Genomic DNA, 21,050 nt, shown 5'->3' with positions numbered 1-21,050 from the left:
TCCGTCAGAAGTCGAAGAGGGACCTCTGGCGGTCGTCCTTCTCCGGCTCTGTCGGCTCGGAGCTCTGGCCGAGGTCGGAGGATGCCGCTCCGCCCTCCTCGAACGGCCCCTCATCCGGATCGCCGGCCTCCGACCCCACCTCAGAATCGTCTTCGTCGGGAGCGCCGCTTCTGGCCTTATCCGTCTTTTGAGGCCGCTTCATCTCTTCGGCCTCCTCTCCCTTTTGAGATCCGCCCCAGGCTCCTTCAATCTCCGAGACCCTCTCCTCTTCGATGATCTCCTGGGCGGCGTCGTAGAGCTTCGCCACCTTCTTGGTCGTCGGCTTCGTCCCCATGAGGAGGGCGATCTCTTCGGGGGTGAACTCCAGGAGGGCCGCCACCCTCGGCCCCGCCTCTTTATCTTTGAGGAGGAGGCCGAAGAATCCCATCATCTCGGCCCTCGCCATCCGGGAGCTGATGTGGCAATGCCTTCCGATCTTTTTGGCCGCCGAGTCCCGGACCTGCCTTGCTCCCTTAGTCTGGCCCATCCTCCTCCAGTAGCCCGGCGGCCGGAAGGGGATGTAGCCGCCCTTCTTCTCAGTCCGGGCCGCCTGGACGCCCCCGGTCATCATGAAGGAGGCGTACCGCCAGAGGCCGTAGTTCTGCCTCCTTCTGACCCTCCCCAGAAATACGTCGGCCCGGGAGAGGCGGTCGTAGCCTGCGGCCAGGTCTGCGGGAACGTAGACGAGGGGAAGGTTCTCATCGATCCAGTGGACGAGGTCTTCGGGGCTCTCGTCTAAAGTCCAAGCGACCTTAACGGCTTCGCCGAGGTTCGAACCCCTCAGGATCTTGGCGACGGCGTCGAATATCGATGATTTGGCGTCCCGGACCCCCGTCGCCACCTCGCCGGGGTCGAGGGCGCCCTCGAGGGCGGCCTGGAGGTCGTTTATGCCGCTCCTGAGGTCTCCTCCGGAGTTATCGGCGATCTCCTCGATCATCTCCGGGGTGCATCCCGCCTCCTCGGCCCGGCATATCTCCCGCAACGCCGAGGCAACGGTCCCCTTCGTGATCCTCCGGAACTGGATGCCGAAGGTCGCCTCCCGGAGGGGCTTGGTAAGGCCGTAGTAGTCGTTGGCGATCAATACCACCGGCTGGTCGGTCTCCCTCACCAGCTTCAGCATAGCGGCAGAGCCGCCCCGGTCCGCGGACCCGTAGAGGTTGTCGGCCTCGTCCAGGATGACGAGCCGCTTCCTCCCCGAGAAGGTCGTCATCCGCGAAGCGGCCCCAGCCACCTTCTGGATCGCGGCGGCGGTCCTGCTGTCGCTGGCGTTCATCTCGATCTCGTCCCAGCCCATCTCCTCGGCGAGGGCAAGGGCGGCGGAGGTCTTACCCACACCGGCGGGACCGTAGAGGACGACGGCCCTCTTCTCGGGGAGACCCCTCTCCCAGGACCGGGCCCAGCCCTCCAGCTCCGAGACGGCCTTCCCGTTTCCGAGAACCTCCTTCAGCCTCTTGGGCCTGTACTTCTCAGTCCATTTGGTGGCGGTCATGGCGGAAACGGCCTCTCCATCGATCCCATCTTCGTCTCGATCTCTCTACCAGGCTCCAGGTCGATGAGCCTCTACCAGACGCCCTCGCGCCCCGTCATCTCCTGGATCTCGATCTCCCAGATCACCATCGGCATCCTCTCCATATCCTCCCGGCGGAAGGACTTGCCGCCGTGACCTGCCATCTCCTTCTTTGTGAAGATGTCAAAGAGCCTCTCTTTGGCCGCCGCATCCTCGGAGAGGCGGGCCTCTCCGAAGGCTATGACGGACCTCCAACGGCCCCTCTCGACGGAGTCGACCTGAAAACAGACCCTGGGGTTCTCCCTCGCCATCTCCAGCTTCCTACCCCTGAGGCCGGAGTGGAGGAGGATCGACCCATCGGCGTAGACGTAAGACATAGGGATGACGTAAGGCTCGCCCCCCGACGATAGGCCCAGCCTCCCGAACCTGGAATTCGCCAGCAGCTGTTCGCACTCCTCCCCGGAGATCTCCCTCGGCTTCATGGCCTCCTCTCTCGGGGTGAAAGGTAATTAAAACCTTCTTCCACCGGATCGCCAAAGGTTTTTAGCCTCGGGCCTCCTAACCAGAGCCGATGTTCACGAAGATTCTGATCGCCAACCGTGGCGAGATCGCCATCCGCATCATGAGAGCCTGCCGCGAGCTGGGCATCTCCACCGTCGCGATCTACTCCGAGGCTGACAGAAACGCCCTCTTCGCCAAGTACGCCGACGAGGCGGTCTATGTCGGCCCATCTCCGGCTTCCCAAAGCTACCTGCGGATCGACAAGATTCTGGAGGCGGCAGAGGAGACGGGCTCGGAAGGGATCCATCCAGGTTACGGGTTCCTCTCGGAGAACCCCACCTTCGCCCGGGCCTGCGAGGAGAAAGGGATCGTCTTCATCGGCCCCACCAGCAAGTCCATAGATAGGATGGGGTCCAAGATCGCCGCGCGAGATATCATGAAGAACGCCGGGGTGCCCATAATCCCCGGAAGCGAGGGAGGGATAACCGACCCCCAGGAAGCGATGGACCTGGTGGAGTCCATCGGCTACCCCGTGATGCTGAAGCCGGCGGCCGGAGGCGGCGGGATAGGGATGAAGATCGTCTGGGAGGATAAGGACCTGGGACCGGCCCTGGACTCTGCGAGGTCCATCGCGAGGTCCGCCTTCGACGACGAGACCGTCTACGTCGAGAAGTACCTCGCTGACCCAAGACACATCGAGTTTCAGATCCTCGCCGACTCCAGGGGTAAGACGATATACGTCTCCGACAGAGAATGCTCCATCCAGAGGCGCCACCAGAAGCTGATCGAGGAGTCTCCATCGCCGATCATGACCCCGGAGCTCCGGGAGGAGATGGGATCGATCGCCGTCCGGGCCGCCGAGGCGATAGACTACCGGTCCGCGGGGACTGTGGAGTTCATGTACTCAAGGGGCGACTACTACTTCCTGGAGATGAACACCAGGCTCCAGGTGGAGCATCCCATAACCGAGATGGTGACGAGCGTCGACCTTGCCAAGGAGCAGATCCGGATCGCCGCCGACGAACCCCTCGGCTACTCCCAGGACGAGATCGAGATAAGAGGGTGGGCGATCGAGTGCAGGGTCAACGCCGAGGACCCCCTCAACGACTTCGCCCCCTCCCCCGGGAGGATAAAGAGATACAGGAGCCCCGGAGGTCCCGGCATAAGGGTCGACAGCGGCGTCTACGCCGGATTTGTGATCCCCCCCTACTACGACTCCATGATATCCAAGGTGGTGGCCATGGGGCGGGACAGAACCGAGGCGATCGCCCGGATGGAGCGAGCCCTCTACGAGTACATCGTCACCGGGGTCAAGACGAACATAAACTTCCACGTAGCGGTCCTAAGAAACGAGAGGTTCAGGCGGGGCGACATCAACACCAACTTCCTGAAGGAAGAGTCGATAATGGAGGAGGTGAAGAAGGTCACTGAGGCCGAGTACGAGAAGGGGCTATCCCTCGCCTCCGCCCTCGGCGCCGACACCCGGAGGGTGGCGGCCATATCCGCGGCCGTAGGAGCCTACATGGCCCATCGGGAAGCCCCCGCCTCCGAGGAGTAGGTCCCCCCTTGAATAGGGAAGAGATCGAGAGAGAGCTGATCCAAAGGGCCGGTCGGTGGACCTCCGGCCAAGATCTGGCAGAGGCCTTAGGGATCAGCCGGGCAGCCGTCTGGAAGGCGGTCGAATCCCTCCGGGCCGAGGGGTACGAGATAGAGGCTTCGAGGAGGGGCTACAGGATGCGGTCTGCCCCGGACCTCCTCCGAGAGGAGGTCGTAAAAGCCGGCCTTGCCACAGAGTTCGTAGGAAGGACCTTCATATATCATCCCACCCTCGCCTCCACCAACGCCGAGGCGAAGAGGATCGCCCCTTCGGCGGAGGACGGGACCGTCGTCGTCGCCGAGGTCCAGACCGCCGGCAGGGGGAGGATGGATAGGCCATGGAGCTCCCCGCGGGGCGGAGTCTGGATGAGCGTCATCCTGAAGCCCGACATCCCCCCCGCCCTCGCCTTCAGGGTGAACATCGCCGCCTCCGTCGCCGTGGCCAGGGCTCTTGCGGCCCTCTACCGCCTCGACGTGAAGATAAAGTGGCCCAACGACCTCACTGTGGGGGAGAAGAAGGTCTGCGGCATTCTGACGGAGATAGGAGCCGAGATGGACACCCTGGACTACGCCGTGGTGGGGATCGGGATCAACGCCAACCTCGATCCTGCCTCGTTGCCCGAAGGATGGAAGGCAACCTCCATATCCAGGGAGGCAGGAGGAGATATCCAACGGGTGGAGCTCGTCCAAAGAGCCCTGGAGGAGCTGGAGAGGTGTTACGGGAAGATGAAGACGTCCTTCGACCTCATCCACCAGGAGTGGTCTTCCCGGTCTTCGACCCTCGACCGAAGGGTGAAGATCATCACCAGAAGCTGCGAGTTTGAGGGGACGGCGGAGGCCCTGGAGGCGGACGGAGCCCTTCTGGTAAGGAAGGACGACGGCAGCATGGAGAGGGTCCTAGCCGGCGACTGCGTCCACCTCAGGTCGGCTATGGATGAGGAAGCTTGAGATCTCCCGCCTCACGACGGCGGCGGCGGGGGGACGGCGCAGGTTATTTGTAAAGGGAGATTTTTGAGATGGAGAGGTGTCGAAGATGAAGCGGAAGATGGAGATAAAAGGGATAGCCAGAGATACGCTTTACTTCATCCTCGAGGCCTCCCGATCGACCCTCCCCGTGGAGTTTGCGGGGCTCCTCCGGGCCGAGGACGGCGTCATCACCGAGGTGATCATGCTTCCGGGGACCGAATCGTCGAGCAAGAGCGCCCTCGTCCGGCTTTACATGCTCCCCAACATGAGGATCGCGGGATCGGTCCACAGCCACCCCTCATCCAACATCCGCCCATCGTCGGCGGACCTCATCTTCTTCTCCAAGACCGGCGACTACCACATCATCGCAGGCCTCCCCTTCGACGAAAGAAGCTGGACCTGCTACGACAGGACGGGCTCTCAGCGAGACCTTCCCGTCCTGGACGTGGACGTCGAGGAGGATGAGGACTGGTTTGACTAGGGTTTTGGCGACGGGAACCTTCGACCTCCTCCATCCTGGACACCTCTTTTATCTGGAACAGTCGAAGGCTCTCGGCGACGAGCTGTTGGTGATCGTGGCCAGAGACGCCAACGTCCAGCATAAACCCAGCCCCATCATCCCCCAGGAGCAGAGGCTCCTGATGGTCTCGACCCTGAAGATGGTGGACAGAGCGGTCCTGGGAGACGAGACAGACATATTCCGGCCGATCGAGGATCTGAAGCCCGACGTCATCACCCTCGGCTACGACCAGCACTTCGACGTCGTCCTCCTCAAAGAGGAGCTGGCCACCCGGGGGATCGACGCCCGGGTGGTGAGGCTCGTGGAGCACGACCCCTGCCCCCTCTGCAGCTCCCGTTCGATAGTCGCTAAGGTTCTGGAGGAGCGCCGAAGGTAGCGATATCGGTCCTCCTCCCGTAGATAGATGACCGACTCTTCACGGGATCGGGGGCTCAGCGCCAGCTACTTATACCGATCCCACACCTTTGCCGACAATATGGCCCCCAAAGTCGCCGTCGGCGGCACCTTCGACCCCCTCCACGACGGCCATATCGCTCTTTTGAAGCGGGCCTTCGAGGTCGCAGGAGACGACGGCGAGGTGGTGATCGCCCTCACCTCGGACAGGATGGCAAAAAGTCAGCGGAGCCGGCCGGTCCGCGACTTCGATACCAGGGTCAGAGAGCTGAGGGCGGCGCTCAAAGAGATTTTTGGTGTAGAAGATTTCAAGATCGAGATGCTTCACACCGTCTACGGCTCGGCGATCGAGGAGGATTACGACGCCATCGTCGTATCTCCGGAGACGGAACCGATGGCCTGCAACATCAACGAGATCAGGAGAGAAAACGGCCTTCGTCCCCTCAATATCGTGAGGATAGAGTACCAGATGGCCGAAGACGACGTCCGGATCTCCTCCACCCGGATCTGCGGCGGCGAGATCGACTCCCATGGCAAGATGGTCGTCTAGACGGACGGGAAGCCGTCGTTGGGCCGGCTTTTAACCGACGGGTCCGTTCTCGCCGGGCGGGTCCCCCAGGATGGAGACGGCCGGGAAGGAGTCGATCGCCTCCGGCGACCGTAATCCATATCAACTCACACAATAAAAGGGGAGAGGATGATGCTTCGCCCCCTGGCGCTCCTGGCGCTCTTTTCGATATTCGTTCTCCCCGCCGGTGCGGAGAGGTATGCGGAGGAGAACCCGCTTTACCCTCTCGCCTGGTACAACAAGGGGGTCGCCCTCTCGGAGCTCGGCAGATACGACGAAGCCATTTTATGCTACGACAACGCCCTGGAGCTGGACCCGGAGTATGCCCTCGCCTGGAACAACAAAGGTATCGCCAAAAGCGCCCTCGGAAGGCAGAACGAGGCTCTGGACTGCTACAACCGATCCCTGGAGATAGATCCTGGTTACGCCCCCGCCTGGAACAACCACGGCGTCGTCCTGGAGGGGCTGGGACGGGCCGATGAAGCTCTCGCCTCTTACGAGAGGGCTCTACAGATCGATCCGGAGTATGCCCTGGTCTGGAGCAACCGGGGGGGGATCTTCTATTCCCGGGGAGACTACAACAGTTCCATCGATTCTTACGAGAGGGCCCTGGAGATCGAACCCGCCCTCAAAGAGGCGTGGAACAACCTGGGAAGAGCCCTCTACGCCGCGGGGCTGTACGATCGATCCGTCGACTGTTACGATGAGGCCCTGAAGATCGACCCGGAATACGCCACGGCCTGGAACAACAGGGGGATCGCCCTCGGCACCCTGGGCCGCCACCGGAAGGCCATCGACTCTTACGAGAAGGCCCTCGATATCGAACCATACCATATCATGGCCCTCTACAACAGGGGGATCGCCCTGGGGATCCTGGGGAGCCGCCAGGAGGCGGTCGACTCCTACGATCTGGTCCTGAAGATCGATCCAGGCTACGCCCCCGCCTGGTACAACCGGGGGGTAGCCCTTTCGACCCTGGGAAGTTTCGAGGACGCTGTCGCCAGTTACGACGAGGCCCTGAAGATCGATCCGGATTACGCCCCGGCCTGGAACAACAGGGGGATCGCCCTGGGATTTTTGGGCCGCCAGGAGGAGGCGATTCCGTCTTATGAGGAGGCTCTCAGGATAGATCCCGGTTACGTCATGGCATGGTACAACCAGGGGGTAGCCTATAGCTCCCTCGGCCTCTACGACGAAGCCCTCAGATCTTACGAGATGGCACTCTCCATCGACCCCACCCTCAAGGAGGCATGGAACAACAAGGGGATCGCCCTCGCCACCCTGGGCCGCCACGAAGAGGCGATCGAATGCTACGAAAAGGCGCTGGAAGCGGAGGCTGGAGATATTAACGCCAGTGATGGCGAGAAGGAGCCTTTTGAGATGCGCCCGGCCGAGGAGGAAGAGACGGCGGAGGATGGAGGGGCGGACCATCCATCTGGAGACGACGCAACGGCTGAAGACGTGACGGCGGCCGAAGAGGCGGAGACGGACAGCGGGTGAACGCGCCTTTACCCCTCGTCACCACAGCTGACGTTCTTGAGCCTCTCGACGCCGCCGATCTCCTGGATCACCGAGGCGACGGAGAAGGGAACGAGCCGCTTCCAGCTCTCGTCTCCTGAAAGGATCATCCTCCTGATGGCCGTCCCCGAATAGACCTCCCTTCTGTACATAGGCGGCCTTCTGACCTCCACCCCCGCCTCGGCGAAGAGCTCCACCACCAGGGGGTTGTTGGAATAGACGAGATCGAAGCTGGGGGTCATGGCCCGGACGTGAGATACCCAGACTGCGTTCCTGGCGATGTCCCAGAGGGGTATGACGTAACATGTGGCGTCGAGGGACTTCAAGGCCGGCCAGATCATGCTGATCCGCTCGCCGGCGGTGAAGGGGTTCTCCGGGGTGTGGCTCGCCTGGGCGCTTCCGAGGCCGACGACGATCTCGTCCACCTCCTCGGCGATCTTCTGGAGGACGGCCTGGTGGCCCAGGTGGTAGGGCTGGAACCGCCCGATGTACAGACCTCTCCTCATAGGATCTCTTTTCCGATGAGCTTTATGGACCTCTCCTTGTTGGGGCCGATCGGCGATCCGACGACGATCTGGGTGACGCCGGTCGCCAGGAGGTCGTCGACCCTCGCCCTGCAGTCGTCGGGGGTTCCCGAGACGGAGAAGACGTCGATCATCTCTTCGGTTACGGAGCCGAGGGCGGAGCCGAAGTCGCCCTTGGCTATGGCGGCGGAGACGGCTGCCGCCTCCTCGGCCTTTATGCCGTGGCGCGAAAGGACCGTCTCGGGGGAGCCGGCGACGATGAAGGCGACGACGATCTTCGCCTCATTGGCCGCCTTCTCGCCGTTCTTGTCGGCGCTGAAGCTGGTGTAGGCGCAGATCTCCACACCTTTCGGATCGCGCCCCGCCTTCTTTGCCCCCTCCCTGATCAGGGGGACGGCGTACTTGAAGTCGTCGGGGTGGCTTGCGTTGACGAGGACGCCGTCAGCGATCATACCCGCCATCTCCAGCATCTTCGGCCCCTGGGCCCCGATGTATATGGGGATCTTGCCGGGGGCGAAGGCGAGCTGGGCGCCTTTCATGCCGTGGGCCGCCACCCTCTTCTTCGCCAGAAGATCCCTGAGGGCGCCCACCGACTCCCTGACGGCGGAAAGGGGCTTCTCCCATGCGACCCCCATGGCGTCGAAGGTCGCCTTGTCCCCGGGGCCCATCCCCAGGATCGCCCTCCCACCGGAGATCTCGTTGATGGAGCCGATGCTGGAGGCGGTGACGGCGACGTTCCTGGTATAAGGGTTGGTGACCCCGGTCCCAAGCTTCACCCTGCTCGTCGCGAGGGAGAGGATCGCGAGGGTCGAGTAGACGTCTCGATTGTTGTAGTGATCGGTGATCCAGATGGTATCGAAGCCCGCATCTTCGGCGAGCTTCGCAAGATATCCCACCTTCAGGGCGGGCTCGTTGGGGACGAACTCTATTCCGAACAATTTCCTCTCTCCAAGAGTATCCGGTCTCCGGGGGCAAGGCCGAAGAGACCTTCCGCGCTCCCCCCGCGGACCGCAATTTCTGCAAACCCATGAGACCCAATGGTTATAAGGGGTTCGTCGGGCCCCGCCTCGGCGTAGGTCCTCGCCCTCATCAGCCTCCTTCCGGCGAGGATCACCACATCCCAGGGGATCTCGGTGGCGTTGATTATGACGTTTCCGAAGCCGTCGACGTAGACGACCTCCGCCTCCATCCAGTCCTCGGAGATCTCGGCAGACCCCATCTGCAATTCCTTCGGAGAGATCCTGGGGCCGAAGGAGCTGGGGGCGGCGCCGGAGGCGAGAGCCGCAGCCGCCGGAGCGAATACGTCCCTCCCGTGGAAGGTGGGAGAAGCCCCCTCGAAGAAGACCTGGTCTATCATCCAGGCCTCCGGCACCCCCAGGGACCTCGCCGCCGGGATCAACAGGCCGTTGTCGGGGCCGACGAAGGTGTGGCCGCCGCTCTCAACGACGATCCCGAGCCTCCCCGTCCCGACGCCGGGATCGACGACGGCCAGGTGAACCGTCCCCGCAGGGAAGTGGCGGGCTGCCGCCATCAGGGCGAAGGCCCCGGCCCGGACGTCCTGGGGCGGCACGTCATGGGCGATGTCCACGAGGACGGCGTCCCTCGCCCGAGATAAGATCGCCCCCTTCATCTGGGCGGGGTATAGAGACCCAAAATCCGATAGGAGGGTGATTATCGACCTTTCAGATGATCTCTGCATGATGATCCAGTCGTCGATCCGGGGTTAAGCCCTTGCGGAAGGTGCGACCGGCGGTCTGATGGAAAAGTTCAACAGGGAGAAAGGTTTATGGCCCTCTCCGGGAGATGAAAGAGCATGGCAGATTGTGAACTTTGCGGACTTGCTAAGCCCACTCTGGTACCGGTGAGAGTACAGGTGCACACCCTCGCAAACCCCGAAGGAGCCTACAAAGGACTCTGTCAGGACTGTCTCGCCTCCTGCGAGGCGGCATACCAGCAGCACCTGGGAGAGAAGAAGGAAGAGAAGAAGTGAAGAGCGATCCCTGATATTTCTTTTTTGCAGTCAAACTTCGAGCTATCGGCCCGAAGGGTGGAGGTTTTGTGATGCAGAAGGAGGAGAAGGTGGTGGTGGTGCTGCTCTCGATGGCCCTGGGGTCTTTGGCCGCCGCCTCCTGGGCCCTGGGGGGCTTCGACGCCGATCTCGACGAGATCCCCGTCCTCGTCGTCGCCGAGGGGACCGTAAGCTCCGTCCAGACCACCACCGGCAGCCACCTCATCCTCCGGCTCCAGTCCTCAGCCATGCCGATATTCGTCAGCCGTGAGGACGGCGCGGAGGAGGTGGCGGCCAGGGTCGCCAAAGGCGACAGGGTCCGGGCGAGGGGCGAGATCGCCGAGTACGAGGGGCGCCGGGAGATCTCGGTCAAAGATGCTGCAGATGTGGAGGTCCTCAGATGGTGATCATGCCCCCAGCCTCCGCCAGGGTCTTCCAGCTCGACGGATGGAAGCTCTACGCCGAAGATGACGGCTGGCGATGCGAGCTGGAGGACGGATCAACGGTGGGGCTTGGGATCGTCTTTGAGGCGGTGGACCTCTCCGGCTCTCCCGGCTACGAGGAAGAGGAGTACTCCGTCGTCGTCGAGGCGGCGATCGTCCCCAGGCCTGAGGACCTCGACGATGACGTCGTCTTAGAGGTCTCCCAGGAGGAGGACCAGAGCCGCGAAGGCCTCATCCTGGATCTATACCGCCACTGGGGCGGCGTCCCCGTCAACATCGACGCCCTCCAGCCCGCGAGGGCCTCATGCGGAGCCTCATCCCTCGTCGTCGACCAGAACCTCAGGAGCCGGATGACCGCTCCGGGGACGATGATCGAGGTCCGCCACTTCCGGTCCGTCGACGAGGCCCTCCGGTTCACCAGGGAGTTTTACGTCTTCATGGCCCCCATCGTCTTCGAGTTCCTCGACTGGATCCTGGAACAGCCCCTGGGGAGGGGGACGGGGCGGGATAAGATCAGAGCTCTATCGAAGGGCGGCTGATCCTCGAAGAGCGGTCGAGCCGTGTCCGTCGGCCTCTTATGTAACCTGAGGAAAAGATTTTAAACGGCAAAGTTACATAAGACCCGGAGATGATCCCGAAATACATCCTGGACGATATGGCAGAAGAGGACCTCCCTCACCTCCTGGAGATCAGGGATTACCTCGATCGGCTCATTATGGACCGGAAGAGGTCTTATGGAGGATCGCCCCCCGCCGAGGAAGAGAAAGGTGAGAAGAGGCGAGCCTCCGTCACCTACCGGCAGGAGTGGGTCCGGTGCGGCAAGGAGTGCAGGAGCTGTCCCCACGGACCCTACTGGTACTGCTACTGGAAGGAGGACGGCAAGACCAAAACCAGGTACATCGGGAAGGTCCTCAAGGAGGTGGATGTGTGAATTCCAGCCGCAGTACCGCCCTGGCCCTCACCCTCGCTCTAGCCCTCTTATGCGGCTGCATATCCGACGAGGTGCCCGCAGACGGCCCTGGGAAGGTTAAGGTCGTCGTCACCACCGTCCCCCTCGCCACCTTCACGAAGGCCGTCGGCGGGGACCTCGTCGAAGTCACCGTTCTGGTCCCGCCGGGGGCAAACCTCCACACCTTCGAGCCGGCCCCGTCGAAGCTCGCAAAGGTGGCGAAGGCCGACCTCTACATCAAGAACGGCGCGGGGCTGGAGATCTGGATGGATAAGATCATCGGGGCGAACAGGAGGATGCTGATCGTCGATTCGTCTTCAGGAATCGATCTCTTGGAAGGGCATCACCACCACGAAGACGGAGGCGGCGACGGTGAGGCAGATCACCACCACGGCCCCTCCCTCTGGGATCTCCACCCGTCGATCCTGACCGCCGACCCCCACATCTGGCTCTCGGCTAAGAACGCAGCCATCATGGCAGAGAACATCTGCCGGGGGCTCACGGAGGTCGACCCCGAGAACGCCGACGCCCACAGAGAGAACCTGGCAGCCTTCAAGAGAGAGCTTGAAGACCTCGACCTCGAGCTAGCCTCGACCTTCTCCGGCGCTGAAGGAGGGAAGTTCATCGTCCTCCACCCAGCCTGGGGGTACTTCGCCAGGGATTACGGCCTCGTCCAGGTCGCGATCCTCGAAGAGGATAAGGAGCCAGGGCCGAGGCAGCTGAGAACGATCGTCGACCTCGCCAGAAAAGAGGGTGTCGAGACGATCTATGTCGACCCGAGCTTCAACCCCAAATCCGGTGAGATCATAGCCGCCGAGATAGGCGGGGGGGTCGTCGCCTTGGACCCCCTGGCCGAGGATTACGTCGATAATATGCGAAAGGTCGCAAGGGAGATATCGTCGGGGATCAAAAGCCAAGACGGGGGAGGATAGAAGTGGAGCCGCCGGGATCTTATCCTGCGGTGACGGCGTATGGAGATCTCATGAGAAGATATTATAATGAGGTGAGATTGGAGTGACTGCGGGGAGGTTGGGGCTGCTCTCATGAAGGGCGATCAGGCCGGCGATCCAGCGGTCTACATCGAGGACCTATCGGTCAAGATCGACGGGTTCAGGGTCCTCGAGGAGATCAACCTCAAGATAAAGGAAGGGGACTTTCTGGGGGTGATCGGCCCCAACGGCGGCGGAAAGACCACTCTCCTCCGGGCGATCCTCGGCCTGGTGAAGCCCGCGAGGGGGAAGATCGAGGTCTTCGGGAGGAGCCCCAGGGCGGCGAGGAAGCAGATCGGATACCTCCCCCAGAAGAGCCTCTTCGATCCCAAGTTTCCCATCACCGCCCTCGAGGTGGTGATGATGGGCAGATACGCCGCGAGAGGGCTCATCCGGCGGTACACCCCCCAGGACCTCGATTCCGCCTGCGAGGCGATCTCCCTGGTGGGTATGTCCGAGTACGCCGATAGAGAGATCGGGAGCCTCTCGGGGGGGGAGCAGCAGAGGATCTTCGTCGCGAGAGCGATAGTCTCCGGCCCCCGCCTCCTCCTCCTGGACGAACCGGCAGCGGGGATCGACTCGGCGAAACAGGTCGAGTTCTATGAGCTCCTGGGAGAGCTCAACGAGAAGATGACGATAATCATGGTCTCCCACGATATAAGCGCCGTTTCGGCTTACGTAAAGAAGATAGCCTGCGTCAGCCGAAAGCTCTACTACCACGACTCAAAGGAGCTCTTGGCAGAGGATATCGAGGAAGCCTACCACTGCCCCGTGGAGATGATAGCCCACGGGGTCCCCCACCGGGTCCTGAGACCTCACGACTGAGCCGGGCCGACGGAGAGATATGATCGAGATATTACAGTACGGATTTATGCAGAACGCCCTCCTGGCAGGAGGGATCGCGTCCGTCCTCTGTGGGGTCATGGGGATCTACGTCATCCTCAACCGGCTCGTCTTCATAGGCGGCGGGATCGCCCATTCCGCCTTCGGCGGCATCGGCCTCGGCTACCTCCTGGGAGCAAACCCCCTGATCTTCGCGATCATATTCTCTCTTGCCACCGCCCTCGGGATAGGGGCGGTGAGCGAGAGGTCGAAGGTCTCTTTTGACACCGCCATCGGGGTCTTCTGGGCGGTGGGGATGTCCCTGGGGATCGTCTTCGTGAGCAAAAGCCCCGGACGCGCCCCCGACCTCTTCGACTACCTCTTCGGAAACATCCTGGCGGTCTCATATTTCGACATCAAGATCATATCCGCCCTCACCCTCGGGATGATCGTCCTAGTCGCCCTATTTTATAAGGAGCTGCTGATCCTCTCCTTCGATCCCCTCTACGGCGAGGCTCTCGGCCTTCCTGTATTCCGGCTCCGCCTCCTCCTCCTCTCCATGGTCGCCCTCAGCGTCGTCGTCCTGATAAAGATCGTAGGGATAATACTGGTCATCGCCCTCCTAACGATACCCGGCGCCATTGGAAGGCAGCACGCCAAGAACCTCAAGGGGATCATGATCCTCTCCATCCTCCTGGGGATATCCTTCGTCTCCGCGGGACTATTGGCCTCCTACCATCTCAACACCCCATCCGGGGCGACGATCATCCTCGCCGCATCGGGGGCTTTCTTCGTCAGCACCATCATCGCCCGCTGAGATCATGAGGCCGGCTGCGTGTACTGATACAACAAACTTATACGCAAGAGGGTACAAAAGGCGGACCGAGATGCGCCGATATCAGACCCTCCTCCTCTTCCTCTTTGTCCTCCCCCTCATCGCGCCTTCAGCCGGAGGCTCAGGAGAGGCCAGAGGGGTCCAGTTCGCCGGGGACCACTACAAGGTCGAAGGGGGTCCCAGAATCAGCGCCTCCGCCATAAACCCCGTCGTCGCCCCCGGAACTTCCGGAACTCTGAGGCTCGTCATGGCCAACGACGGGGTGGTAGAGAGGCTCGTTCCCGGTCTCGTCCCCCAAGGCTATGAAGAAGAGGCGGCGATGGAGATGCTGGCGGAGTTCGGCTGCCTCGTTGCATCGGACCTGAAGGCCCACCTCCTCTCCGGTGGACCCGTCCGGATCCTCTCCGGACCGGTCCACCTCGACCGGCTCGATGCGGGGGATACCGCGTCCCTGAACTATGAGATCTCCATCGAAGACGGCGCCTCGGGTCCGGTACCCCTCGTCCTGGAGATCGAATACGAGCACCAGGTCGACGTCAGCTTCAGCGGCGGGACCGCCTCGCCCCTCTACCTCCCCACCGCCCTCCGCATCGACCTTGTCCTGTCGGTGGAGGGGTCCCCCCCCTCCCTGGAGCTGGCGGGGACAAGATCCGATCTATATCCGGGAGAGGAGGGCTCCATCAGCCTCATCATCAGAAACGCGGGGGATGAAACCGCCCAGAACTGCACTGCCCGACTTGTGGCCGCCTCCCCCTTCACCCCTCTGACGGCTCGGAGCCGTCTCGGGGACATACCTCCCGGAGGGGTCGGAGTCGCTCGATTCGACCTCTTTATGGAGGGGTCGGCCCGCCCCCAGGATTACAGCCTCGGCTGCGAGATCGAATGCTCCGGAGGGGCGGCGTCTCTATCCGTCCCCCTGACCGTCGCCATACCCGAGGGGTGGCCGCTTATAGGCGCCCCCCTCCCGGCCGCCCTCTTCGGCGGCTCAGCCCTGGCGATCTTCTGGCTCCTTTGGGGCAGGGGGAGGCGGCCGCCCCGGTTGAAGAACCTGGTGGGGAACCGGAGATAGCCTCGGACCCAGAGGCGGCATAAGCCCTCGGCCTTCCTTCAACGCCGTCGCCACCGTCATAGATATCTTCAACCTCCGCCCTGCGAAGAGATATGCCGGCTTTGAGGGCGGAGAAGATCTGCAAAAGCTTCAGGAGGCTCTTCAAGGAGAAGATGATCCTCTTCGATATATCCCTCTCCATCGAGGAGGGGGAGGTCTTCGGCATCCTCGGCCCCAACGGCGCCGGAAAGACTACCCTCATGTCCATCTTCTCAACCCTCATCCGCCCCGACGGCGGCAGCCTCGAGGTTCTGGGCCGCGACGCCCTGAGAGATACCCACGCCATAAGGGAACGGATCAACATCAGCAGCGGAAACCCCAACTTTCCCTGGTCCCTCACCGTGCGAGAGAACCTGCGCCACTCGGCGATGCTCTACGGCCTCTACGGCCGGAGCCTTTATAGATCCGTAGACGACGCGATCTCGGCCTTCGAGCTCGGACCTCAATCCGACGCCAAGTTCGAGACCCTCTCCACCGGCCAGAAGCAGAGGGTATCTCTCGCAAAGTCGATCCTCAACCGGCCCCAGATCCTATTCCTCGACGAGCCTACCTCGGGCCTCGATCCGGAGATGGCGATGAAGACCAGGGATCTCATAAAGAAGATCTACCAGGAGGAGGAGATCACCGTCGTCCTCACGACCCACTACATGCCCGAGGCTGAGGAGCTATGCGACAGGATAGCCTTCCTCCGGGAGGGGAGGCTCGCCGCCCTGGGGACCCCAAAAGAGCTGAAGAGAGCTCTCCAGATCGGCCACAGGATCACCATCGAGTACCAGGGGGTGATCGATCCGGTGAGGCTTCGGATCATCCCCGGGGTGATGGAGGTGAGAGAGCTCTCCGGGAGGGTGGAGATGATCTTCGACCACTCTGGAAGGACGTTCAGCACCATCATCAAGGCCTTTGATGGGGCGGATATACTGGATATAGAGATAGAACAGCCAGATCTGGAGGATGTCTTCCTTGAGCTGGCGAGGTGAGCTGAATAAGGTTCTATCTGCGACCTACAAGAACTGGATCATATCGAAGCGGAACGTATTCACCGTCTTCGAGCTGATCTTCTGGCCCTTCATCGGCCTGCTCTCCATAGGGCTTCTCACCCGCTTTCTGGAGGTGGGCGACGATATGGTCGCCTTCGTCCTGGTGGGGGCTATAGCCCTCAGCATCCTCCAGATCAGCCAGATAGACGTCGCCTACATCCTCCTCTTCGACCTCTGGTCCAAGAGCATCAAGCAGACCTTCGTCTCTCCCGTTCGGGGCTACCACCTGGTATTGGGGGCGATGCTCTTCGGGGTGATCAGAGGGGTGGCGGTCTTCCTCGTCCTGGCGGCCGCAAGCGGCCACCTCTTCGGCTTCGACTTTCTCGCAGGAGGTGCCGTAACGGTCATCGTATTCCTCGCCGGGACCTTCATCACCTCCGCCTCCATCGGTATGGTGGTCTGCATATCGATCCTCCTCTTTGGCCAGAGGGCTGACGTCGCCGCCTGGACCCTCAGCGGGATCATGATGCTGGTGAGCGGGGTCTACTATCCGGTATCGATCCTCCCCGGCCCCCTCCAGATCCTATCGAAGTCGATACCTCTGACCTACCTTCTGGAGTACTACCGGTCCGCCTACGGCTACGGGAGCCACCAGATCCTCCTGGGGATGGCCCTCGCCCTCCTCTACTTTTTTGCGAGCCTATTGATCCTGAACCTCGCCATCGAGAGGGCGAGGAGGACGGGGATGATGCTGAGGCTATCAGAGTAAGGAAGGTCCCTAGAATAAGGTTTTAAAGTCGACGATTCTTATGGTGTGGGGCGCTAAAATTGACGATCGAGGGCTTTATCGGCAAAACGATATTGGGAGACCTCCACCCCGTCCGGGTGATGGGGGTGATCAACCTCAGCCGCGAGTCGTTCTATCAGGAGTCGTACGCCGGGGAGGACGCCCTCCTCGAGCGGGCCCTCTCCTTCGCTGAGGAAGGGTCGGAGGTCTTGGACCTGGGGGCGGTCTCCACTGCGCCGGGCTCGCCCCCGATCCCCGAGGAGGAGGAGAGAAATAGGCTCTTTCCCGCCCTCGAGGCCGTCCTCGACCGGCTGGGAGGCGAGGTGGTCGTATCCGTCGATACCCAGAGGGCGAAGGTCGCATCCGACGCCCTGTCCATGGGAGCTGATTGCATAAACGACGTCTCAGGGCTTCGCGACCCGGATATGGCTCGGACCGTCGCTGACCACGACGGCTCCCTCATCATCATGGCGTCGAGGGATAGGCCCGGCGACATCCTCGAGGTTGGAGAGATCGTGGCCAACCTCGGCGAGAGGCTGGTGGCGGCGAAGGAGGCAGGGGTATCGATGGAGAAGGTGACCGTCGATCCGGGGATCGGCCGGTGGACCCCCCCCAAAGGGCCAGGCCACGACCTGGCGATCCTCGACGGCCTCTCACGTCTCAGGGTCCTCAACAGGCCGGTGATGGCGGCGTTATCCAGGAAGTCGTTCATCGGAGCCGTCCTCGGTCGTCCCATCCCCGCAGAGAGGCTCCCCGGAAGCCTGGCCGCCACCGCCATCGCCGTCTACAACGGCGCCCACCTCGTCAGGACCCACGACGTGGCGGCATCGATGGATGCGATCCGGATGGCTGAGGCGGTCCGGGGAAGGCCCTCCATAGCTAGGGCTGGAGGGATCGAGGTGGAGGTCTTCGCCTCCTGGGGCCGACCCCAGGACCTCCATCAGGCCTTCGGGAGGTTGGGGGTGGAGGAGGGTGGCGCGAAAGCCCTGGGGGGGAAGGGGTCCTTTCGGGCCCTCTCCATAAGGGGCGTCACCTCAATGGAGGCGATAGTCATAAAGCAGGAGATGCTCGCCCGGGGCGGAGACGCCGCCATACCCATGGGAGCCCTCCGGTGCGACCCCGGCGAGATGGAGGTCCTGGTCCTGGGGACGGCGGCCCAGGTCCGGGGTCTCGGAAAGAACCTCAAAAGCCAGCCCTTCAACCTCCCCGCCGTGGCAGGAGCCATCGAGGGGGCTCTGGAGAGGGTGGATGACCCCAAAAGGTACTGGTGAATTAATTGGAACTCTTCGGGATAAAGACGGATCTGGTGAGGCCGGGAGACGATCTGGCTGAGGCGATCCTCCGGGGGATGGAGAGGGCGGGGCTCCGCCTCGCCGAGGGGGACGTCCTGGTGGTCGCCGAGAGCGCCGTCGCCACCGCCGAGGGGGGGGTCGTGGACCTATCCCACGTCACTCCTGGGGACCGAGCCTGCGAGCTGGCGGAGAGGTACGATAAAGACGCGCGGGAGATGGAGCTGATCATAAGATCTTCAGACCGGATCATCGGCGGGATCCCGGGGGTCGTTCTTACTATAAAAGACGGGTTTCTCTACCCCAACGGTGGGATCGACCACTCCAACGCGCCGCCGGGGCACGTCGTCTTATTCCCAAGGGATCCGGGAAGGTCGGCAGCGGAGGTGAGGAAGAGGCTGGAGGAGGCGTCGGGAAAGAGGATCGGCGTCATCGTCGGCGACAGCAGGACCCACCCCCTCCGCCTCGGCTGCGTAGGCGTCGCCCTCGCCTGCGACGGCGTCGTCCCCGTAGAGGACGCGAGGGGGCAGAGGGACCTCTTCGGAAGGCCCCTTCTGATAACGAGGAAGGCCGTCGCCGACAACCTCGTCTCGGCGGCGGAGGTCGTCATGGGAGAGGGGGACGAGGGGATACCGGCGGTGATAATAAGGGGAGCTCCCGTCCGGCTCGCCGATGACGGCGAAGATATGAAAATCCCGAATATACCCCCCGAGGAGTGCATGTACATCGGGTCCCTCCGGTGCGGACCCCACCCGTACCAGGGGGGGTACGACCGGCTGATCGAGGAGGCGACGGAGGCGATTGAGAGGGCCTACGCCCCCTACTCGGGCTTTCGGGTCGGGGCCGCCCTCCTCGCCAGGGGCGGCAAGATATACTCCGCCGCCAACGTCGAGAACGCCTCTTCCGGCGCCGCCATCTGCGCCGAGAGGGCGGCGATCGCGAAGGCGGTATCGGAGGGGGAGAGGGAGTTTGAGGCCCTGGCGGTGGTGGCGGATAGCCAGGAGCCCGTCTCTCCCTGCGGGATCTGCAGGCAGAACCTCATCGAGTTCGGGGACGACATAAAGGTGATCATGGCGAACACGAGAGGGGATGCGGAGATTGCGACGGCGGGGGAGCTATTGCCCCGGGGGTTTAAGCGGGATCATTTCATGGATTGAACCGTCATATAGATATCTCGAAGTTATCCACGCCCGATAAGAGAGAACCAGTAATTTTCGTGATGGCTCAGATCCTGTCATATTACCTATAATTTCATAGGCTTTTTTTGATTAATACCCGAAATATCGATATCATCTTAACCCTTATCTTCTCATTTATTGTGATCAGCGTTGTGAAGTATACCGCCGCTCCAATCGCCGTATAGGCTCCCAAAATCTCGTAGCGATTCACATGCACAAAATGGAGCCCTATCAGTAGGATCAAGATCATGAAGAGTGCGGATAACGATTCATCTCTTATATCCTTCCAGGGAATTGAGATCGGAACAATCCCTTCTGAGTACTTTAAACTCAGCTTGAGCGAGACGGCGATTGTTGCGAATGTGGCGATGGCCGCGCCGACGATCCCAATGGCGTAGACGAGAACGAAGTTTCCGATGAGGTTCAGCGGTATCGTGACCAAAGTTACCTTAAGAACCAGGTCGGGCCTATTCATTCCTGCGAGCGCTCCTCTCGTAATCATCTGGACCGTCTCCACAAGCCTTGCACCAGTAAGAATTATGAGAGTCAGCCAGGCCACGGTGAAGGCCTCCCCGTATGCGTAATAAAGGAGGTCACCTGAAAAAATCAATACCCCCGCGAAGGCGGGGATGGCCAACATAAGCGAGTAAGTGAGGGCTTCTGAAAAGGCATTTTTAATCTGGTCTATTTGTCCGTTTGCGGACCATCCGCTGATATAAGGAAATAGAGTCGTCGATATGGCGATAGTTCCCAAAATCGCAGCATTTGAAAAAGACCAGCTTACACCATAGACGCCCGAATAGAACTTGGGCATAAGAAGGCCTATTACGAGGATGTCCATCGATTGGTACAGATACTCGTTTAGGCTTATTCCAAAAGAGTATTTCGAGTAGGAGAAGATGCTCTTTACGTGCTCCATCGATGGCTTCTTCAGCCTCGCCCCTGTGAACTTGAGACCCAAGGGAATGTTTACCAGAAGGGCGATGCAAAATCCTCCGATCATCCCATAGATCTGATAGCCCAGTGTGATAAATATTAGTTGAAATATAATTCTTGCTATGTTCTCCGCCAGGTAAATCAGATAGCTTATTCCCTGCTTCTTTTCACCTGCGAGCGCTGCTCTGATCAGCTGGGAGTATCTCATAAAAAGTAGGCTCAAGGCCAAAAAGTGGAAAACGCTAACACCGATGTAATCGTCGATCCAACCCCTCATAACATACAGAGCCGCCAAGAATAAGAGGAGGGTCGCGCTGTGCATCAAGAGGGAGGCAGTAAAGTACTCAGACGCTTCTCTCCCTTCGCTGATCCTCTTTATGGTCCCAGAGTTCAACCCGCAATCCATAAACATAACAATTAAATTAAATATAGCTATATAAACAAAATAAATGCCCAGAATCTCCGGACCGAGCACATGGGCGAAATACATCAGTGAGAGGAAACCCGCAATGGTGACCCCAATTTGGGACAAAAATACTGTGATGCTCGATCGCTCAACTGACATATCTGGATTCCTTTTTCGGATAGCAGGTACAG

The 21,050-nt window shown here is 61.2% G+C and carries 24 protein-coding genes; 18 read left to right on the top strand and 6 right to left on the bottom strand.

Going from position 1 to position 21,050, the window contains the following annotated elements:
• Window positions 1-4: 4 nt before the first annotated feature.
• Window positions 5-1,528 (bottom strand): replication factor C large subunit, encoded by a 1,524-nt coding sequence (locus tag P0O24_RS00430; RefSeq protein WP_316967764.1) that lies wholly within the window; start codon window positions 1,526-1,528, stop codon window positions 5-7.
• 71 nt (window positions 1,529-1,599) lie between these two features.
• Window positions 1,600-2,028, bottom strand: a complete 429-nt coding sequence (locus tag P0O24_RS00425; protein ID WP_316967763.1) for a pyridoxamine 5'-phosphate oxidase family protein — start codon at window positions 2,026-2,028, stop codon at window positions 1,600-1,602.
• Between the two features lie 89 nt (window positions 2,029-2,117).
• Between P0O24_RS00425 and P0O24_RS00420 the strand changes: the two genes are divergently transcribed.
• The 6 genes from P0O24_RS00420 (at window position 2,118) to P0O24_RS00395 (ending at window position 7,590) form a co-directional block, all read left to right on the top strand.
• Window positions 2,118-3,605: an acetyl-CoA carboxylase biotin carboxylase subunit gene (locus P0O24_RS00420; RefSeq protein WP_316967762.1), complete on the top strand. Its 1,488-nt coding sequence runs from the start codon at window positions 2,118-2,120 to the stop codon at window positions 3,603-3,605.
• 8 nt (window positions 3,606-3,613) lie between these two features.
• Window positions 3,614-4,591 carry a biotin--[acetyl-CoA-carboxylase] ligase gene (locus tag P0O24_RS00415; protein ID WP_316967761.1) on the top strand — a complete coding sequence of 326 codons (978 nt, stop codon included), beginning with the start codon at window positions 3,614-3,616 and terminating at the stop codon, window positions 4,589-4,591.
• Between the two features lie 97 nt (window positions 4,592-4,688).
• Window positions 4,689-5,090, top strand: coding sequence for a Mov34/MPN/PAD-1 family protein (locus P0O24_RS00410; protein WP_394356637.1), 402 nt, complete (start codon window positions 4,689-4,691; stop codon window positions 5,088-5,090).
• Complete coding sequence (locus P0O24_RS00405; RefSeq protein WP_316967759.1) at window positions 5,071-5,505, top strand: adenylyltransferase/cytidyltransferase family protein; 435 nt, start codon at window positions 5,071-5,073, stop codon at window positions 5,503-5,505. Before P0O24_RS00410 ends, P0O24_RS00405 begins: the two co-directional genes overlap by 20 nt.
• Window positions 5,506-5,604: 99 nt before the next feature.
• Window positions 5,605-6,072, top strand: coding sequence for a phosphopantetheine adenylyltransferase (locus P0O24_RS00400; protein ID WP_394356636.1), 468 nt, complete (start codon window positions 5,605-5,607; stop codon window positions 6,070-6,072).
• Between the two features lie 147 nt (window positions 6,073-6,219).
• Window positions 6,220-7,590, top strand: a complete 1,371-nt coding sequence (locus P0O24_RS00395) for a tetratricopeptide repeat protein (RefSeq protein WP_316967757.1) — start codon at window positions 6,220-6,222, stop codon at window positions 7,588-7,590.
• Window positions 7,591-7,598: 8 nt separating this feature from the next.
• Here P0O24_RS00395 and P0O24_RS00390 read toward each other — a convergent pair whose 3' ends face one another.
• The 3 genes from P0O24_RS00390 to P0O24_RS00380 are packed head-to-tail and all read right to left on the bottom strand — an operon-like array spanning window position 7,599 to window position 9,831.
• Window positions 7,599-8,114: a nicotinamide-nucleotide adenylyltransferase gene (locus tag P0O24_RS00390; protein ID WP_316967756.1), complete on the bottom strand. Its 516-nt coding sequence runs from the start codon at window positions 8,112-8,114 to the stop codon at window positions 7,599-7,601.
• Complete coding sequence (mer, locus tag P0O24_RS00385; protein WP_316967755.1) at window positions 8,111-9,070, bottom strand: 5,10-methylenetetrahydromethanopterin reductase; 960 nt, start codon at window positions 9,068-9,070, stop codon at window positions 8,111-8,113. Before mer ends, P0O24_RS00390 begins: the two co-directional genes overlap by 4 nt.
• A complete protein-coding gene (locus P0O24_RS00380) occupies window positions 9,058-9,831 on the bottom strand; it encodes an SAM hydrolase/SAM-dependent halogenase family protein (protein WP_316967754.1) in 774 nt (257 codons plus the stop codon). Before P0O24_RS00380 ends, mer begins: the two co-directional genes overlap by 13 nt.
• A 114-nt stretch (window positions 9,832-9,945) precedes the next feature.
• Here P0O24_RS00380 and fpoO point away from each other — a divergent pair, with 114 nt between their 5' ends.
• From fpoO to cofE, 12 genes are all read left to right on the top strand, one after another.
• Window positions 9,946-10,122: a F420H2 dehydrogenase subunit FpoO gene (fpoO, locus tag P0O24_RS00375; protein WP_316967753.1), complete on the top strand. Its 177-nt coding sequence runs from the start codon at window positions 9,946-9,948 to the stop codon at window positions 10,120-10,122.
• Between the two features lie 71 nt (window positions 10,123-10,193).
• The gene (locus P0O24_RS00370; protein ID WP_316967752.1) at window positions 10,194-10,547 is read left to right on the top strand and encodes an OB-fold nucleic acid binding domain-containing protein; all 354 of its coding nucleotides are present in this window, start codon (window positions 10,194-10,196) and stop codon (window positions 10,545-10,547) included.
• The gene (locus P0O24_RS00365; protein ID WP_316967751.1) at window positions 10,541-11,122 is read left to right on the top strand and encodes a hypothetical protein; all 582 of its coding nucleotides are present in this window, start codon (window positions 10,541-10,543) and stop codon (window positions 11,120-11,122) included. Before P0O24_RS00370 ends, P0O24_RS00365 begins: the two co-directional genes overlap by 7 nt.
• An 89-nt stretch (window positions 11,123-11,211) precedes the next feature.
• The gene (locus tag P0O24_RS00360) at window positions 11,212-11,514 is read left to right on the top strand and encodes a hypothetical protein (RefSeq protein WP_316967750.1); all 303 of its coding nucleotides are present in this window, start codon (window positions 11,212-11,214) and stop codon (window positions 11,512-11,514) included.
• A complete protein-coding gene (locus P0O24_RS00355) occupies window positions 11,511-12,464 on the top strand; it encodes a metal ABC transporter solute-binding protein, Zn/Mn family (protein ID WP_316967749.1) in 954 nt (317 codons plus the stop codon). Before P0O24_RS00360 ends, P0O24_RS00355 begins: the two co-directional genes overlap by 4 nt.
• Window positions 12,465-12,575: 111 nt before the next feature.
• On the top strand, window positions 12,576-13,346 hold the full coding sequence (locus P0O24_RS00350; protein ID WP_316967748.1) for a metal ABC transporter ATP-binding protein: 771 nt from the start codon (window positions 12,576-12,578) through the stop codon (window positions 13,344-13,346).
• 19 nt (window positions 13,347-13,365) lie between these two features.
• A complete protein-coding gene (locus P0O24_RS00345) occupies window positions 13,366-14,160 on the top strand; it encodes a metal ABC transporter permease (RefSeq protein ID WP_316967747.1) in 795 nt (264 codons plus the stop codon).
• A gap of 70 nt (window positions 14,161-14,230) precedes the next feature.
• Entirely contained in the window at window positions 14,231-15,247 is a 1,017-nt protein-coding gene (locus P0O24_RS00340; protein WP_316967746.1) for a COG1361 S-layer family protein, read from the top strand.
• A gap of 92 nt (window positions 15,248-15,339) precedes the next feature.
• Window positions 15,340-16,263 (top strand): ABC transporter ATP-binding protein, encoded by a 924-nt coding sequence (locus tag P0O24_RS00335; RefSeq protein WP_316967745.1) that lies wholly within the window; start codon window positions 15,340-15,342, stop codon window positions 16,261-16,263.
• The gene (locus P0O24_RS00330) at window positions 16,247-17,032 is read left to right on the top strand and encodes an ABC transporter permease (protein ID WP_316967744.1); all 786 of its coding nucleotides are present in this window, start codon (window positions 16,247-16,249) and stop codon (window positions 17,030-17,032) included. Before P0O24_RS00335 ends, P0O24_RS00330 begins: the two co-directional genes overlap by 17 nt.
• Before the next feature lie 92 nt (window positions 17,033-17,124).
• Window positions 17,125-18,321, top strand: coding sequence for a dihydropteroate synthase (gene folP, locus P0O24_RS00325; protein ID WP_316967743.1), 1,197 nt, complete (start codon window positions 17,125-17,127; stop codon window positions 18,319-18,321).
• A gap of 5 nt (window positions 18,322-18,326) precedes the next feature.
• On the top strand, window positions 18,327-19,496 hold the full coding sequence (gene cofE / locus P0O24_RS00320) for a coenzyme F420-0:L-glutamate ligase (protein ID WP_316967742.1): 1,170 nt from the start codon (window positions 18,327-18,329) through the stop codon (window positions 19,494-19,496).
• Window positions 19,497-19,590: 94 nt separating this feature from the next.
• On the opposite strand, the gene P0O24_RS00315 is transcribed toward cofE, so the two are convergent.
• The gene (locus tag P0O24_RS00315) at window positions 19,591-21,018 is read right to left on the bottom strand and encodes an oligosaccharide flippase family protein (protein WP_316967741.1); all 1,428 of its coding nucleotides are present in this window, start codon (window positions 21,016-21,018) and stop codon (window positions 19,591-19,593) included.
• Between the last annotated feature and the right edge of the window lie 32 nt (window positions 21,019-21,050).

The sequence above is a fragment of the Candidatus Methanocrinis alkalitolerans genome (genome assembly GCF_029167205.1).
GTDB lineage: Archaea > Halobacteriota > Methanosarcinia > Methanotrichales > Methanotrichaceae > Methanocrinis > Methanocrinis alkalitolerans.
Note: the sequence above shows the minus strand (reverse complement) of the source record. Positions and strands in the feature narration are given on the sequence as shown.

Excerpts from the sequence above, each read along its gene's own strand:
- P0O24_RS00380 (WP_316967754.1), bottom strand. The coding sequence starts at position 9,831 with ATGCAGAGATCATCTGAAAGGTCGATAATCACCCTCCTATCGGATTTT.
- P0O24_RS00430 (WP_316967764.1), bottom strand. The coding sequence starts at position 1,528 with ATGACCGCCACCAAATGGACTGAGAAGTACAGGCCCAAGAGGCTGAAG.
- P0O24_RS00350 (WP_316967748.1), top strand. The coding sequence starts at position 12,576 with ATGAAGGGCGATCAGGCCGGCGATCCAGCGGTCTACATCGAGGACCTA.
- P0O24_RS00400 (WP_394356636.1), top strand. The coding sequence starts at position 5,605 with ATGGCCCCCAAAGTCGCCGTCGGCGGCACCTTCGACCCCCTCCACGAC.
- P0O24_RS00405 (WP_316967759.1), top strand. The coding sequence starts at position 5,071 with ATGAGGACTGGTTTGACTAGGGTTTTGGCGACGGGAACCTTCGACCTC.
- P0O24_RS00390 (WP_316967756.1), bottom strand. The coding sequence starts at position 8,114 with ATGAGGAGAGGTCTGTACATCGGGCGGTTCCAGCCCTACCACCTGGGC.
- P0O24_RS00395 (WP_316967757.1), top strand. The coding sequence starts at position 6,220 with ATGATGCTTCGCCCCCTGGCGCTCCTGGCGCTCTTTTCGATATTCGTT.
- P0O24_RS00335 (WP_316967745.1), top strand. The coding sequence starts at position 15,340 with ATGCCGGCTTTGAGGGCGGAGAAGATCTGCAAAAGCTTCAGGAGGCTC.
- P0O24_RS00365 (WP_316967751.1), top strand. The coding sequence starts at position 10,541 with ATGGTGATCATGCCCCCAGCCTCCGCCAGGGTCTTCCAGCTCGACGGA.
- P0O24_RS00370 (WP_316967752.1), top strand. The coding sequence starts at position 10,194 with ATGCAGAAGGAGGAGAAGGTGGTGGTGGTGCTGCTCTCGATGGCCCTG.
- P0O24_RS00420 (WP_316967762.1), top strand. The coding sequence starts at position 2,118 with ATGTTCACGAAGATTCTGATCGCCAACCGTGGCGAGATCGCCATCCGC.
- P0O24_RS00340 (WP_316967746.1), top strand. The coding sequence starts at position 14,231 with ATGCGCCGATATCAGACCCTCCTCCTCTTCCTCTTTGTCCTCCCCCTC.
- P0O24_RS00360 (WP_316967750.1), top strand. The coding sequence starts at position 11,212 with ATGATCCCGAAATACATCCTGGACGATATGGCAGAAGAGGACCTCCCT.
- P0O24_RS00345 (WP_316967747.1), top strand. The coding sequence starts at position 13,366 with ATGATCGAGATATTACAGTACGGATTTATGCAGAACGCCCTCCTGGCA.
- P0O24_RS00425 (WP_316967763.1), bottom strand. The coding sequence starts at position 2,028 with ATGAAGCCGAGGGAGATCTCCGGGGAGGAGTGCGAACAGCTGCTGGCG.
- fpoO (WP_316967753.1), top strand. The coding sequence starts at position 9,946 with ATGGCAGATTGTGAACTTTGCGGACTTGCTAAGCCCACTCTGGTACCG.
- P0O24_RS00410 (WP_394356637.1), top strand. The coding sequence starts at position 4,689 with ATGGAGATAAAAGGGATAGCCAGAGATACGCTTTACTTCATCCTCGAG.
- P0O24_RS00315 (WP_316967741.1), bottom strand. The coding sequence starts at position 21,018 with ATGTCAGTTGAGCGATCGAGCATCACAGTATTTTTGTCCCAAATTGGG.